The 15596-nt window shown below is 42.8% G+C and carries 13 protein-coding genes; 2 read left to right on the top strand and 11 right to left on the bottom strand.

What is annotated here, in order from left to right; all coding sequences use genetic code 11:
* Positions 1-169 precede the first annotated feature (169 nt).
* From BM415_RS22025 to BM415_RS22050, 6 genes are all read right to left on the bottom strand, one after another.
* Positions 170-1870 carry an ABC transporter substrate-binding protein gene (locus BM415_RS22025; RefSeq protein ID WP_091161359.1) on the bottom strand — a complete coding sequence of 567 codons (1701 nt, stop codon included), beginning with the start codon at positions 1868-1870 and terminating at the stop codon, positions 170-172.
* A gap of 625 nt (positions 1871-2495) precedes the next feature.
* Entirely contained in the window at positions 2496-4199 is a 1704-nt protein-coding gene (locus BM415_RS22030) for an ABC transporter substrate-binding protein (RefSeq protein WP_091161361.1), read from the bottom strand.
* Between the two features lie 251 nt (positions 4200-4450).
* Positions 4451-5359 (bottom strand): carbohydrate ABC transporter permease, encoded by a 909-nt coding sequence (locus BM415_RS22035; protein ID WP_091161362.1) that lies wholly within the window; start codon positions 5357-5359, stop codon positions 4451-4453.
* A gap of 16 nt (positions 5360-5375) precedes the next feature.
* The gene (locus tag BM415_RS22040; protein WP_091161364.1) at positions 5376-6359 is read right to left on the bottom strand and encodes an ABC transporter permease; all 984 of its coding nucleotides are present in this window, start codon (positions 6357-6359) and stop codon (positions 5376-5378) included.
* Between the two features lie 206 nt (positions 6360-6565).
* Positions 6566-8104 carry a response regulator transcription factor gene (locus BM415_RS22045; RefSeq protein WP_091161365.1) on the bottom strand — a complete coding sequence of 513 codons (1539 nt, stop codon included), beginning with the start codon at positions 8102-8104 and terminating at the stop codon, positions 6566-6568.
* A complete protein-coding gene (locus tag BM415_RS22050) occupies positions 8097-9890 on the bottom strand; it encodes a cache domain-containing sensor histidine kinase (RefSeq protein ID WP_244533675.1) in 1794 nt (597 codons plus the stop codon). The genes BM415_RS22045 and BM415_RS22050 overlap by 8 nt, the downstream gene beginning before the upstream one ends.
* A 239-nt stretch (positions 9891-10129) precedes the next feature.
* Here BM415_RS22050 and BM415_RS22055 point away from each other — a divergent pair, with 239 nt between their 5' ends.
* Complete coding sequence (locus tag BM415_RS22055; RefSeq protein ID WP_244533687.1) at positions 10130-10903, top strand: undecaprenyl-diphosphate phosphatase; 774 nt, start codon at positions 10130-10132, stop codon at positions 10901-10903.
* A gap of 71 nt (positions 10904-10974) precedes the next feature.
* On the opposite strand, the gene BM415_RS22060 is transcribed toward BM415_RS22055, so the two are convergent.
* The 3 genes from BM415_RS22060 to BM415_RS22070 all read right to left on the bottom strand — a co-directional run bounded on the left by BM415_RS22060 (position 10975) and on the right by BM415_RS22070 (position 12962).
* On the bottom strand, positions 10975-11301 hold the full coding sequence (locus BM415_RS22060) for a thioredoxin family protein (protein WP_091161369.1): 327 nt from the start codon (positions 11299-11301) through the stop codon (positions 10975-10977).
* Between the two features lie 53 nt (positions 11302-11354).
* Positions 11355-12263 (bottom strand): aldo/keto reductase, encoded by a 909-nt coding sequence (locus BM415_RS22065; protein ID WP_091161370.1) that lies wholly within the window; start codon positions 12261-12263, stop codon positions 11355-11357.
* A gap of 135 nt (positions 12264-12398) precedes the next feature.
* Complete coding sequence (locus BM415_RS22070; RefSeq protein ID WP_091161372.1) at positions 12399-12962, bottom strand: DUF420 domain-containing protein; 564 nt, start codon at positions 12960-12962, stop codon at positions 12399-12401.
* Positions 12963-13426: 464 nt separating this feature from the next.
* Between BM415_RS22070 and BM415_RS22075 the strand changes: the two genes are divergently transcribed.
* Positions 13427-14593, top strand: a complete 1167-nt coding sequence (locus tag BM415_RS22075) for a cation:proton antiporter (protein ID WP_091161374.1) — start codon at positions 13427-13429, stop codon at positions 14591-14593.
* Positions 14594-14726: 133 nt separating this feature from the next.
* Here BM415_RS22075 and BM415_RS22080 read toward each other — a convergent pair whose 3' ends face one another.
* Both BM415_RS22080 and BM415_RS22085 read right to left on the bottom strand, forming a co-directional pair.
* Positions 14727-14906: a GapA-binding peptide SR1P gene (locus tag BM415_RS22080; RefSeq protein WP_090727442.1), complete on the bottom strand. Its 180-nt coding sequence runs from the start codon at positions 14904-14906 to the stop codon at positions 14727-14729.
* Between the two features lie 154 nt (positions 14907-15060).
* On the bottom strand, positions 15061-15504 hold the full coding sequence (locus BM415_RS22085) for a DnaJ family domain-containing protein (RefSeq protein ID WP_091161376.1): 444 nt from the start codon (positions 15502-15504) through the stop codon (positions 15061-15063).
* Positions 15505-15596: the final 92 nt, after the last annotated feature.

The following is a 15596-nucleotide window of genomic DNA, read 5'->3' on the forward strand; positions in this document are numbered from 1 at the left end:
TTAACTTCTTGATGTAAGTGCTTACACATTTTCATAAAAATTATAGTTTATAATTACCGGAAGGTCAATGAAATAACTCTAGATTTGGGCAAAAAAACAGAGAGAAGATTATCGGAGCAAAATCTTCTCTCTGTGAGGTACTACCTAATGATATGAAAATGAAAACTGATTACAGATCTTTACCTGTCCACAATTCTACACGAGCCTTAACCCACTCTGTATATTGCTGCTCCATTTCAACGGCTCCGGCTTTATCGATCTCTTGTAGCATAGAGTCATAGATTTCATCGAATTTGTCTGGAGTAGAAACGATCGCCTCAGGAATACGTTTTTGAATAATGTCCTGTGTCTTCTGGAAGGTTACATTGTAATCCGAACCGGAAGGTACTGGCATATTGTAAGCTGCTCCCCACTCTTTAACCGGGAATTCATCCTCGGATGGGAACAGATCCTTCCAAGTCTCTACACCATACCCAGCAAGTGTTTCCTTCTCGGCTTCATTGTAGTTCTTAACAATCTCCTCAGGGAAGTTTGTTGTGTAGTAGTTGCCGGATGGATCTTTCACCCCGTCACCATAGTGTGCACTAAATACAGTGTAGAGGCTGATTCCTGTTTCTTTTGTAAAGTTTGCATTGTCATTGTTCTTACGATCTTGAACTTCGGCTGGGATCTTGCGAACACCATCTTCTACAACATAATGTTCACCTTCAATTCCCCAGTTAAGAAGAACTTGAGCTTCATCAGAAGCGAGCCAGTCAAGGAATTTGATCGTGCGTACTGGATCCTCATTACTTACTGTAATACCAATACCGTAAGCATCCAGACCAATATCCTGAAAGTCAGCACGCTTGTAATTCTCATCAAGGCTTACTGGATAATGACCGTATGTCTCGTCGAACTTACCTGCAGATTTCAAAGCATTCTCTGCATCTCCATATGCCCATCCTTGGTCAATCAAGCCAAGTACACGACCGCTTGCGATTTTTGCTTTGTATTGATCATCTTTTTGGATAAAGCTGTCTTTATCGAGAAGACCTTCATTATACATTTTATTCAACCAGCGGAAATATTCTTTCTCTTCTGGACGTTTGTAATGAAGCATCGCTTCATAAGTTTCTGGATTGATGTAGTATTCACCATCGTCAGGAGCACCTGTTGCGGCAAATGCTGGGTTTGTAACCGTAATCATAATTCTCCAGCCGTCTGCACTGAGTGTAAGTGGAATGGTTGGCTGTCCATCTTCCGTTGTTGGATGCTTCGCATAGTACTCGCGCAGCGCGTTTTCGAAATCTTCCAATGTTTTGATCTCTGGATATCCAAGTTCTTTAACGACCTTGTGCTGCAGGTTGAAGCCGCCGCCTGCATCAAAGTAAATTTGACCTACACCCGCATTCGTTGGAATTGCGTAAATTGCTTGGTCCTCGTTGCTGTATTTCAGCCGGTCCATTTGACCTTCATAGAGCTTCTTCAAGTTAGGTGCATGTTCCTCAATCAGATCTGTCAAGTCGATCATTGCACCGGCATCAACCAGCTTAGACAAATTACCTTTAGGGAAAATCAGGTCAGGATAGTCTCCGCTCGCTGCCATAAGGGCGATCTTGTCGTCACCGCCGCCGCTGGAAATATCATATTCTGCATTAATGGTAACGCCCGTTTCTTCAATAATCTTTTGACCCACAGCATCCTGCATCTTGTTCCAGTTTGGACTTGCATCCGCACCGAAGAAAGTTAATGTTATTGGCTCAGTAGAGTCCGAAGTACCTTCTGTTCCTGTGCCTGAACCCTCATTTGTATTTCCGCAGGCAGCAGTAAACAACATTGTGCTTGCAAGCAGCAACATAGCGATTGTCTTTGGCGCTTTGTGCTTCATTTGCTGTAATCCCCCTTAAAAAAATCTTTGATATGCATAACAGGTTGCCCTGTATATACCGATAATGAAAAAGAATGAACTAACATTAATTATTAAATATTACAAATAAAGCGCTTCAATAAAATCGGAAAAATGGATTAAGAAATTAATAGTTGTGTTGCTTGTGAGGAAAAGTTTAATAATTGAGTTCAATCTAAGTTGAGGATAACGTTTTCGAAACTAGGTAATGTAAGTGCTTTCAATATATTCATTGTATGAAATTCCCTTTAAGAAGTCAATCTATTTTTTTAATTAATATATACTTTTTTAAATGAAAGTTCTCTATTAATTCACATCAAAAATCTTTAATCTTAACCCACTTCTTCTGTTGATCCAGCTATTTATACTAACATAATTGCCAGGAAGGTGGTGTCTGTCTATCGTGATCCAACACATTTAAACGTTTTCGGTTTATTTCTCCTCATTTTATTAATATCTAATTACTTTATATGTAAATCATAGTAGTGATCCATCTGTAATGTAAAATTTTAATGAAATTAGAATAAAGAGACTTTTATAAAACTATAAAAGCCTCTTCCTTCTTATCAATTGCGCAGCATTTGCTTAAATTATCTAACAATAAACATTATTCTGCGGCTGCGTTACTTCCGTTCCACAGCTCTACTCTTTGCTTAATCAGCTCAGTATACTCTGCTTCCATCTCGGTTACGCCGGCTTTGTCCAGCTCAGTCAGCATTGTCTCGTACACGGCATCAAACTTGTCCGGTGTAGTCAAGATCGCTTCTGGGATACGTTTTCTAATAATATCCTGTGATTTCTGGAATGCAACACTGTAGCTGGATCCGGATGGTACAGCCATATTATAAGCAGCACCCCATGGTTTTACAGGGAATTCGTCTTCTTTCGGGAACAGGTCCTTGTAAGTCTCAGCTCCGTACTGCTCCAGCGTTGTCTTGTCTGCTTCAGAATAGGAAGCAACGATTTGCTCTGGATAGTTAGCTGTGTAGTAGTTGTCAGTAGAATCCTTCACGCCGTCACCATAGTGTGGTGCAATGTTCGTGTACAGTCCAATACCTGTTTCTTTTGTGAACGGTCCGGCATTGTTGTTCTTCTCATTCAGTACTTCTTCAGGGATGACACGTTGGCCATTCTCATCTACGTTGTAATGCTCGCCTTCAATACCCCAGTTAATGAGAACCTGCCCTTCTTCAGAAGCCAGATAGTCAAAGAACTTGATTGTACGCACCGGATCTGGGTTCGTTGTAGAAATTCCTACACCCCATCCAGATTGGAATCCTGTATCCTGGAATGTATGATCCAAGATGTCCTCAGACATGGTTACAGGGAATGTTGCATAAGTTTGATCGTATTTGCCTTGTGTTTTCAGAGAGTTCTCCGCATCAGCATAACCCCACTCTTGGTCGATCAGACCAAGCACGCGGCCACTTGCAATTTTGGATTTGTATTGATCCGATTTTTGTACAAAGCTTTCATTATCAATCAAACCTTCGTTATACAGCTTGTTCAGCCAACGGAAGTATTCTTTTTCCTCTGGACGTTTCACGTGCAGCATTGCTTCAAAAGTATCTGGATTGATGAAGTATTCACCATCATCATGAGCGCCTGTTGCCCAGAACGCCGGGTTCGTTACTGTAATTTGAATTCTCCAGTCGTCTGCATCCAGCGTCAGTGGAATAGTAGGCTGTCCATCCGTTGTCGGATGAAGCTTCATGTAATCCTTCAGAGCTTTCTCAAAATCTTCTGTTGTACGGATTTCAGGATATCCAAGCTCCTCAAGAACACGATGCTGAAGCTTAAATCCACCTGTTGCATCAAAGTATTGTTGGCCTACACCAGCGTAGGTTGGGAGTATATAAATGGACTCATCCTCTGTGCTGTATTTCAGGCGATCCCAGTACTCTCCATACAAGGCCTTAATATTAGGCGCATATTCCTCAATAAGGTCTGTCAAGTCGATCAAAGCACCTGCATCGACGAGCTTATTCACTTCACCTTTGGCAGAAATGATATCTGGATACTCACCGCTCGCTGCCATAAGTGCAACCCGGTCTTGTCCTCCGCCCGTTACTGCAAACTCACCATTCAGAGTTACCCCTGTAGCTTCAGTAATTTTCTTACCAACAGCATCCTGCATCTGATTCCAGTTTGGTGAAGCATCTGCACTAAAGAAGTCAAATGTAATTGCTGAAGTATCATTACTTGTATCCTCATATTCACCACTGCCATTGCTTCCTCCGCCGCATCCTGCCGCCAGAAGAGACATTCCAAGTAAAGGTACAATTGCAAATTTCGTTGTTTTGCTAGGCATATCTAAGTTCCTCCCCATTTAATTACACAATATCTTTTTGATCCAATCCAACAAGTTATATTTATCTCTATTTCTATCTCTATTTTCTCTAATAATTTTGATAGAAGGGAATCAATTTCAAAACAACTATACAGGTATTTATGAAATGGATCCCACGGATTAAAGCTTCTTATTGTTTAACTGCTGAGATTGATGCATTTAGAGTTCATATTGTTCGGTTTCTTTACTTCAATCTATCTAGATTGAGTGTACTAGGCTTTTACTGCACCCAGTGTCATACCGCCAACGAAGTACTTCTGAAGGAACGGATAGACCATAAGGATTGGAACAGTAACGACAATAGTGATCGCCATTCGGATGGATTCCGGTGAAATATTGGCCATTTGCTGTGCCATATCATTCGCGTTAACTGTAGAACCGCTGCCTTGCTGTGTACTTTGAAGGACCTTCATAAGCTCGTATTGAAGGGTCGTGAGCTCTGGCTTCGAACCATTGTACAAGTAAGTATCGAACCAGGAGTTCCACTGTCCAACGGCCAGGAACAATGCAATCGTCGCAAGTACCGGCTTACAGAGCGGAAGGATGATTTTGTAATAAATTTTAAAGTCATTGGCTCCATCGAGCTTGGCCGATTCTTGAAGCGCATATGGAAGACCATCAATAAAGGAACGAATAACGAATACGTTAAATGCACTGATCAGAGCTGGGAAAATGTAAATCCAGAACGTACCGATCAGGTTAAGATCTCTCATCAAGATGTATCCTGGAATCAAACCACCAGAGAAATACATCGTAAGCGCCAGGAACGTGGACACGAATTTCTTCGCTCTAAAGTCAGGACGAGCGAGTGTATACGCTACCATGGATGAACTCAAGAGGCCAAGCACGGTTCCGACAATCGTTCTAGCCAAGGATACCTGAGCACCTTGGATCAGACCGTCATATTGGAAAATCGTCTTGTAGTTCTCAAGTGTAAATTCACGAGGCCACAAGTAGATTCCGCCGCGAACAGTATCCGTTGATTCATTGAGTGAGATGGCCAGTACGTTCAAGAACGGATACAGAGTCACTATAAGAATCAAAGCCATAACAACGTAGTTTGCTACGTCAAAAACCTTCTCCGAAGTTGTGGCGTTAAATGCTTTGTTAGCTTTAGACACGCTTCCTTCCCCCTTTCTACATGATGCTCTCTTTAGTGAATTTCTTGAAGAGACCGTTTGCAGTGAACAACAGGATTACGCTAACCACAGAGTTGAATATACCTATTGCCGTACCGTATGAGTACCTGCCCATCTGCAAACCATAATTCAGAGCATATAGATCGAGTACTTCCGAGTAGTCCGTTACCAAGCTGTTTCCGAGCAAGAATTGTTTCTCGTAACCAATACTGATCAAGTGACCGATCGACATGATGAACAGTACAGAGATTGTAGAACGGATACCAGGCAAAGTGATATGCCACATTTGTCTCCAGCGGCTTGCACCATCGACCCGGGAAGCTTCATACAGCTCCTGATCGATACCTGTAATCGCTGCCAGATAAATGATCGCGTTCCATCCCATTTCCTTCCACAAATCGGAAGCGGTTACAATGTACCAAAAAAGATTCCCCTGCGCCATAAACTGAATAGGCTCATCAACAATATTAAGTGCGACCAAGATATCATTGATAATACCGCCATCCGTGGACAGCATTTTCGTTATAATCCCGGCTACAACGACCCAGGATACAAAGTGAGGTAAGTATGATACCGTTTGCACGGTTCTCTTAAAAAATTTGCCGCGAAGCTCATTGAGTAGGATAGCGAAGAATATCGGGAATACGAAACCGACAACTAGTCCCATCAAACTCATAGCCAATGTATTTCTTAGTACAAGGTAGAATCGATCGTCACTGAACAATTCGACGAAATGTTTGAACCCTACCCAATCCTGCTCAAAAAAGCCTCTTGCTGGCTTAAAGTCTTGAAATGCCATGGTCCATCCCCATAGCGGCAGGTAGTTGAATACGAACACCCATGCAACGAAAGGCATGGACATCAGCAGCAAATACTTTTGGTCTTTCACTGTCTTCCAAAAGTTATTAGGCCCTTTCCGCTTCGCTTTCGCAGCGGGTGACTCCTTGGAATCCGTGGAAGCGGGCTGTGTTAGCGTTTCCATGAAATGACCCCTCCTCTGTTTGATAACTTAATGATACTCCAACATTTTGAAGAGAAATACCCATTGGATTTAATATAATTTCATATAAAAATTAGAGGTGTGTCGTCGAATTGTTATATAATATGTCTAAAAATGAGGGTATCAAATGAGCTGTTTGAACGACTACATTTTAACAATAACGTTTTCTATTTCCATGAAAAGGCCACTTAGCTTTGATCCCTGGATTGCTCCCGGTAAGCAGACGGTGAAACACCAACATACTTTTTAAATTTGCTATGAAAATAATCCACATTCGCATACCCAATGGTAGCAGACACTTGATGGACCTTAAGACCCTCTGACAGCAGTTCCTTCGCACGCTCCATGCGAACTTTGTCGACAAATACGTTAAATGATTCCCCCGTATAATTTTTGAACAGTTTGCCTAGATAGCTGCTATTGTAATTGAAGACTTCGGCAAGCACTTCAAGCTTAAGGTGATCGCCTGGATTCCGTTTAATGAAATCAATCATTTGCTTAATCACAGTATCCTTGCTGTTACCGCCCAGCTGGGAAATGACTTTCACAAATTGAATATTGAGTGTCTCTAACAGATCATACAGCGTTGGCTGCCGATATAGAGCCGCTAGCATGGCTGTATGCTCTGTTACGATGCTTTTGGCTTCTTCATGATTCAGAGACAGCTTATTCAGTGCCAACGCCGCTATTTGAGCCGTTATTTTTTTGATGTCACCTTCGGTGAAACGGTTGTTGGTTACGGTCTCTTCCATCTCCGACAATACCCGGGTAAGAAGATCCTTGCTTCTAATGTCCAGCGCATAATACAGCTTATCAGCCAGTTCATGTTCATTCATCGTCCCCGCATGTTCAGATTCATCATCCGGCTCATACACATCGGATAGAAGCAATATGCTTCTTTCTTTAGCGAAGAATCTCCGCTCTATTGTAATTAATGCCTCACGGTAAGACTGTTCAAGTTCACGAACACTATCGACAGAACTACCTGCAGCAATATATATCATCGAAGAGTATCGTTTGAGTACCGTTACGATCCCTTCATATAAACGACGGGCATCTTCTTTGGAAAGCACTGGCTCCCGGAGCAATAGCCCGACATATTTCCTAGCATTAAATACGACTCCGCGCTGTGTGCCGTTTAGCATCTCTGCGATTTCCCGTTTGACTTCTGTTAGAAATAAGGTCGAATCATTATACAACTCAAGGAGAAGCACTTGATAGCTTGAAGAATAAAGCCCCCATTCCTTCAGCTGCTCATCCTCCCAGACTTGTCCGTCAAAGATAATGGACTCGATGAGATGCTCTCTGTAAAACAGCTCTTCGTTTGAAGTCCGTTGCTTGATCTTCTCCTCTTTGTCCAGCATTTTCTTGATTCGATCCAGTTCTTCCATCATTTCTTCTTCATCTACCGGCTTAAGCAAATAACCATCTACGCCGAAGCTGATTGCCTTCTTGGCATAATCAAAATCGGCATGGCCGCTTAAGATTAGAAAGTGTCCTTTTTTACCTTCCTGAAATAGCTGTTCTATCACTTCAAGACCTGTCATTCCAGGCATGCGGATATCAAGTATCATCAGATCCGGCTGAAGCTCATGATATTTCTCTACAGCTTCTCTTCCATTAGAAGCCGTATCAATGACTTCATAACCCCGATCTTCCCAATCAATGATCGTCTTCAGCCCTTCTCTGATCATCGGTTCGTCATCTACAAGTATTACGCTATACATTCAGGCTGCCTCCTTTGGAAACAGTAAAATAAATTTCTGTACCTACACCATATTCGCTATGGATATTAAGTCCATGCTCTTCTCCATAAGACAATGTCAACCGCTGATGAACGTTTCTAAGGCCAATACGGCTCTTTTCTTCCTCATCTGGACCGGCAATGGAAGCTAACACTTCTGCAAGTCGCTCCTTGGTTATCCCGACGCCATTATCTGTCACGCCTATTCTAAGCAGCTTCTCATCCAAATTCTGAATTTTGACTTCAACCTTAACGTCCTCTTCCTGGTTCTCGAGCCCATGTACAATCGCATTCTCAACGAGAGGCTGGATAATCAGCGGAGGGATGTATGTTTTATCAGCAGACTTGTCCAGCCGCAATTCGAAATCCAATCGATCTTCGTAACGGAATTTTTGAATGAGCAGATAAGATTGAACAATTTCCATCTCGGCTTTGACGGTCGTATGCCCGCTGCCGATCTCCAAATTTTTGCGCATCAGCTTACCGAGCAGCCGAACAATATTCGCTATTTCGACCTCTCCTCTAATATGTGCTTTCATCCGTATGGACTCCAGCGCATTAAAAAGAAAATGCGGATTGATCTGGCTAGCCATCATTTTGAGCTTAATTTCCTTCTGCGCGATCTCGAGCCGGTTATTCTGCTCACTTGTCTCAACGACTTGCGTCATCAATTGATCAATGCTCGATACCATCGAATTAAATTGCCTTGACAGCTGACCTATCTCATCATTTCCATCAATATTGGATACAACTTTCAAATCCCCTAGGGCGACCCGGTTAATCTGGCGGCTTAACCCAAGCATACGCTTTGTCGTTAAGAACGAAATAACATAGACAAAGACCAGCGCCACCAGCAGCACTAAACCGATAAATAGCATGCCAATTAAGCTGATCTTGTTCGCATCATTAACGATGCTTTTGTTGGAGAAGACCGATACAATCTGAAATCCATTCATGCTCGAAGCCGGGAGCAGCTCATCGACAATAATTTTGGAAGGCTCATTCTTGACATCGGTATCAATAATCCCCGTCCCTTGGCTGTTAAGATCCACTTCAATGTCCAAATTATCAAAGGTTTGTCCAACCAAACTTATATCTTTCGCTGCGACAATGTATCCCTGACTGTCTACAACCATCGTGTCAAAAGGTTCCTGGCTTAATATGTTGTTAATCTCAAAGCGATTAATCAGCACCATCAGCACACCTTGACTTTGATATTCAGGAAAATGCACCCTTCTGACCAATGCCAAGGCATCCGCCGGATTATCGGGTGTCGAAGGCACATAGAACCAACCGATACTTCTCGCGTGAATGGCTTGATCAAACCACTCGGTATCTTCAATTTGTTCCGTCACCGGGATAAATTCCAGATTGTTCACAAGTGTAGGATTATAGGTAAAGAATCGGATCGCGGACAGCTCCCGGTATTGCTGAAGATACTCATTGAACAGATCGAAGGCATGATAAGTCTTCGTCAGCTCGAGGATGCTGGAATATTCGGTATTTACAACAGTCTCCAGTTCCTTGTTGAACAGCAGGAGATTAGATATATCTGTCGGCACCCTGAGAAATGTGGAGGCCTGATTTTTAATTCGATCTACGTTGTTTCTAGCTTGCTCTATTGCTTGATCCATCGCCTGCTGCCGAAAATAATAAGTCACACCTATACCGATAATCAGCACAGGAATCATGACGACAAGAACGTAACTGATCAGAAGCTTGTGCTTCAGCTTCGTATTATTGTTAAGCCGTACAAGCCATGACAGCAAAGAATTCACCTCTATTTCTATTCTAAGCGCTTACATAAATGAGCTTGCTTCACCTATCATATCACAAAATGAAGACAAGCAAAGTGACTAGTTTCGACATAAATCAACATTTACTTTTGGTTCTGTCTGACAGATAAGACGAGTAGTATATAAAGATCATTTCCTAATGTGAGTCTGTATTAAAACATCCCAAGTGATCTTAAGGAGGACATGCCGTGGATATTTTATCTTCCATTATTATGGGGATTATTGAAGGCCTGACCGAATTTTTGCCTGTGTCTTCAACCGGACATATGATCCTGACTGCTCACTTGCTTGGCTTATCTACCGATGAGGAAAGTGTAAAAACCTTCGAGGTTGTTGTCCAGCTTGGTGCAGTGCTTGCTGTTGTCGTCTTATATTGGCGGACTTTTATTGATTTATTCAGAATCAAGCCCTTAGACCGCACAGTTCCGCGGCTGAGCCTGCTCCATATTTTTCTCGCCATGGTGCCTGCAGGTGTTGCCGCCGTACTGATGCGAGATGTCATCAAAGCCTACTTGTTCGGACCCGAAACGGTCGTTTACAGTCTGGTTGCCGGAGGTCTGTTGATGATTGCTGCAGAAAAATGGCACAGGAAGCCCACTGCGGTTACGATCGACGATATTACTTACAAACAAGCGTTTACGATCGGATTATTTCAGATTCTCGCATTATGGCCCGGTTTCTCAAGATCCGGTTCAACGATATCCGGCGGGCTTCTAGCCAGAGTCAGCCATACCGCAGCAGCAGAGTTCACATTTCTTGTTTCGGTCCCCATTATGTTTGCAGCAACAGCTCTGGATCTGCTTAAGAGCGCCTCCTATTTGTCTGTCAGCGATATTCCTTATTTTGCAGCCGGACTGATTACTTCTTTCGTTGTCGGCATGCTCGCTATAAGAACCTTTCTTCACTTATTAAAAAGACTCAAGCTATCAACCTTTGCCTATTATCGTTTCGGACTTGCTCTTGTCATCTTCGTGTTTGTGCTGTAAAAAAAGCCCTCTCCTGCTGTTCAATCGGCAGCATGGAGGGGCTCCTTGTAAGGAGAAAAAAATCTGCTGTTTCACAGCTTAGATTCTAGTGTTTCAAGATATTCCGACACCTGAGCAGGTGTCTTTGCCCATTTACTATGCAGATGAGCAATCTTCTCTCCGTTCTTGAATACGAGCAGGCTTGGAATACCCCGGACCTGGTTCTCGTCGGCTACCGGCATAAGCTTCTCTGCATCAATTGCGTAGAACGCTTTGTCTTGATGCTGATCAATGACGTCTCCAATAAATCGGTCCATATTTTTGCAATCTGGACACCATGTCGTATCGAATTTGATAACGGTCAGCTTATCTCCTTGAATAAGCTCTCTGTATTGTTCTTCAGTTTGTATTCTCTCCATTTTATAAACCCCTCTCTTATTGTGTTCTGATTATATAATATAACAGCTTTCCATTAACGGTGCTGCGTATAGAGGTTAGCGTTGGTCATTTCTTGAAGCAGTTGATATTCCTCCTCTGTGAGCGAAGGTGTATCTGCGACACCGATATTCTCAAGCAGCTGTTTGCGCGAGCTTGCCCCCGGAATTACAGTCGCCACCGCTGGATGATGGAGTGCATAACGAATAGCCGTTTGAGACATGCTCCGGTGCTCATTCACTAGAGGACGAAGCTGATTTCGAATTTTGGTAATCTGATCCCCAGAATAATTCAAAAAGCCTTTTGCAGCTTTATCATCTCTGCCATCTGCAAGCGCACCACTCGCAACGGGGCCTCTCGCAATCACACTAATTCCATGTTCATCGAGCAGAGGATAAACCTCCTCTTCACCACGACGATCCAGCAGGCTGTACTGGCTCATGACACTTACGATCTGAGCACGCTGAACATATTCTCTAATCACGTTGGGCCGAATGGAAGAGATTCCGTAATAACGAATAACCCCTTCCTGCTTCAATTGTTCGAACGCTTCAATCGTTTCTTCCATGTTGTCCTCAATCGTTCCTCCGTGCAGCTGGTATAAATCTATATAATCCGTCTTAAGTCTTCGCAGGCTCTCTTTGACCGCGGAGAAGATATGCTGTTTGCTTGGATCCCAAGTTAAGCCGGACTGTCCGGGGACACGAACATTCCCTGCTTTCGTAGCCAATACAATATCTTGTCTGCGGCCTTTCAGTGCAGTGCCTACGATTTCTTCATTTCGCCCATCATCATAAATATCCGCTGTATCCAGAAAATTAACCCCGCGATCAAGTGCTTCATGAATAAGCGGTACCGCTGTATTCTCATCCGTCCCGAGCGACATGCAGCCTAGTCCAATTTCACTCACTAAAAGATCTGACGAACCGAGTCTGTTCTTCTTCACGGCGCGATTTCCCCTCCTCTATGACTAACACAATCAATGCCTCTCTATTGTAGCATGTCCCTATTATTAAACAAAAAAGACCGGTGCCTCCTCACAAATCGAAGGAAATTCCGGTCTCTGCTTATTCTTTATTCATTAATAATAAGGTGCCATAAACAAATATACGATAACCCCGGTGATACTTACATAGAGCCAGATTGGCATCGTCCAGCGTGCAATCTTCTTATGCTTCTCGACCTGCATCGTCCAGCCCCATACCAGAGAGAACAGGGCTAAAGGGACAATAACAGCAGCCAGGAAGCTATGGGTAATTAGAATCGTAAAGTAAATAGGCCGAATGATTCCTTCTCCTCCGAACTTGGCAGACTCAGGCGATATATAGTGAAACGTTAGGTAGGTTACCAAGAACAATAGTGTGGATGTGAATGCAGCAAGAATAAAGCCCTTGTGAATTCTAATGTTCTTCTTCATAATCGCAATCAGAGCCGCAAGCAGGAAAATAAAGGTAAAGCTGTTCAGCACAGCATTAATTCTTGGAAGAATCGTATAATCAAAACTAATTTCACCACTGTAGCCGACGGGACCGAAGAAAAGTACCAAAATAATGATATTCGCGATAAGGGAAACGGTTAAAATAATCCCGGCAAAATTTTTTTTGCTCGTCGGGACGTATCCGCCTTCCTTGAGATTTTTGCTCATACTTACGCGTATCCTCCTCTATGAGTAAATGCTATTTCTAATTATATACTCCCATACTCAAGGTGTTAAGTGACAACACTTCGAACAATCATACCTTATAACTCTAGCTTCTGTTACGAAGTCTTCAAATATACTTCTCATATATCTTAAACGAATGATCAATCAGACGATGTAAATGCTGGGTTATGTATATCTTTCCATAAACATGTCTTTTCAATCTCGTTTTTAAGCAGTATAATAAGCTAAGTTATTGCTCACAATCACATACGTTGTTTTTATAGGGGGAGTCTGGCACATCAGGTATCTCTCTGTCTTTTTGAGGCATATCAACGGCTCCTTGCGCCAGATATGTCTTTTTTCTTGTCCTAATTGGGTTACAACCGATGTCGTCCGGACAATATATCTTAGTAATAACTTCGTTGTGATTCGTGCACTACAATATATGACCCAGAAAGGAGATCACTATGGAGTTTATTCTGCATCTAGTACTCATTCTTATCTTTACCAAATTGGCAGGGCATCTGTCAGTGAAGCTGGGACAGCCATCTGTACTGGGGGAATTGATTGCCGGGGTTATTCTCGGACCCGCAGTACTTGGATGGGTGCACCAGACCTCATTCATACAAGAGTTTGCCGAGATCGGGGTGCTTGTCCTCATGTTCATCGCAGGTCTGGAAACCGATCTGGATCAGCTGAGAAAAAACTGGAAGGTTGCTTTTGCCGTTGCGGTCGGCGGGGTCATTATCCCCTTCTTTGGCGGCTATGGATCAGCTATCGCCTTCGGCATGGATCAGCATCATGCCCTGTTCTTCGGTTTGCTCTTCTGTGCAACCTCAGTCAGCATTTCCGTACAAACGCTTAAGGAGATGAACAAGCTGAGTTCCAGAGAAGGGACGACCATTCTGGGTGCTGCCGTTGTAGACGATATCCTGGTCGTTGTCCTCTTGGCTGTAATGATGAGTGTGCTCGGAGCCGGAGAATCCGTCAGCATCGGGACACTGATCGGCAAGAAGGTTCTGTTCTTTGTCGTTATTATTGCAGCAGCCATCTGGGCTGTTCCACTTCTCATGAAATGGCTGTCGAAGCTGAAGGTCGCTGAAACGGTCATCTCTGCCGGCGTCATTATCGCTCTTGCGTTTTCGTATTTTGCCGAATGGATGGGCGTTGCGGGGATTATCGGCGCCTTCGCTGCAGGCATTGCCATCTCGCAAACCGACTACAAGCATACGGTGGAGAATAAACTGGAGCCGATCGCGTACAGCTTGTTCGTTCCTGTATTTTTTGTCAATATCGGGCTCAACGTCAACTTCGAAGGAGTCGGATCTCAGATCGGATTTATTATTGTAATCAGTGTGATCGCGATTATAACCAAGCTGCTTGGAGGCGCGCTCGGCGCAGGTCTGACCGGGTTTAACCGACATTCCTCCTTTGCTGTAGGAACAGGCATGATCTCTAGAGGAGAAGTTGCTCTCATCATCGCAGGAACTGGACTCAGTTCGGGACTTCTTGCTACCGACTATTACACCTCGGTCATTATCATGGTTATCGTGACAACACTGGTGACACCGCCATTCCTTAAGATCATGTTCTCCGAGAAACGGGAGAGCAAGAAAGAAACTTCAGTTTCATAATACAGGATAAGAATTTGATACATTTAATTGCAAAATCCTGAATAATAAAAAGAGCAGAGGGTGCGCATTTCACGCTTCCCTCTGCTCTTTTTATACCCGCGTATTTTATAGTGAGAACACTATGAATGATGATTTATGGATTGTCATCGAGATACTGCTCATATTCGGAATTCAATCTCTTCTCCTTACAGTGGATTGATCCGCAGTTCGAATAAAAAACCTGTACACGATTTGTTTCCTGTACGCCAAGCTCATTGTGACAGTCCCGGCATAAAATAACACCCAGCGGAATTGAACCCTTATTGTTCTCCACTACAAGTACCTCCTTGATTGTAAAGGTGAGGATTGATGCGGCTTCCTCCGAGTATAAAGCATTCTTGACAGATACCGGAGTGTTGCATTACCTCTTACTTCATTATATATAGTAAGCGTTAACAACATTTATGCCTGAAATTAAATTAAAGACCTCATTCCCAATGTGAATATTTATTTTTGATGTTCTCAGGTGAGATAAAGCCCTTCTGTAAGATACTTGTGGGAACCATGAGATTATATTTCTGTATTTTAAGATTGATCGTATCGATTTCTTCGTTAACTTTGTTTTTCTCACCGTTATTCTCCATAATTTCAAGAGTTGCAAGAATATGAGCTCTAATTTCTTTCTGCAATTCGATCCATTTTGGTAGATAATTAGCATTTTTCATCATTGAGTCTACGACACTGCCATCAGAAATTTCGAGGGGTTTTCCTTGACCCTTCAAATTATCCATGCCGCCTCTTTCAGCGAAATCATTATAAATGCTATCAATATGGTTCACATAGTTAGTAGTATATTGAACAGGCTTACTTGAGTATTTCTCTTGCTCTGGAGATACCTTGGGATCATTATTTTCATTGTCTCTGTTATCCAAGCTTGCTCTACAGCTCCTCTCTTTTTTTGAAATTACACACTAATTTTGTAAAAAAGGAAGGTCACTGGAAATTTATTCGATAATACATATTG

The sequence above is a fragment of the Paenibacillus sp. 453mf genome (assembly GCF_900116105.1).
GTDB lineage: Bacteria > Bacillota > Bacilli > Paenibacillales > Paenibacillaceae > Paenibacillus > Paenibacillus provencensis.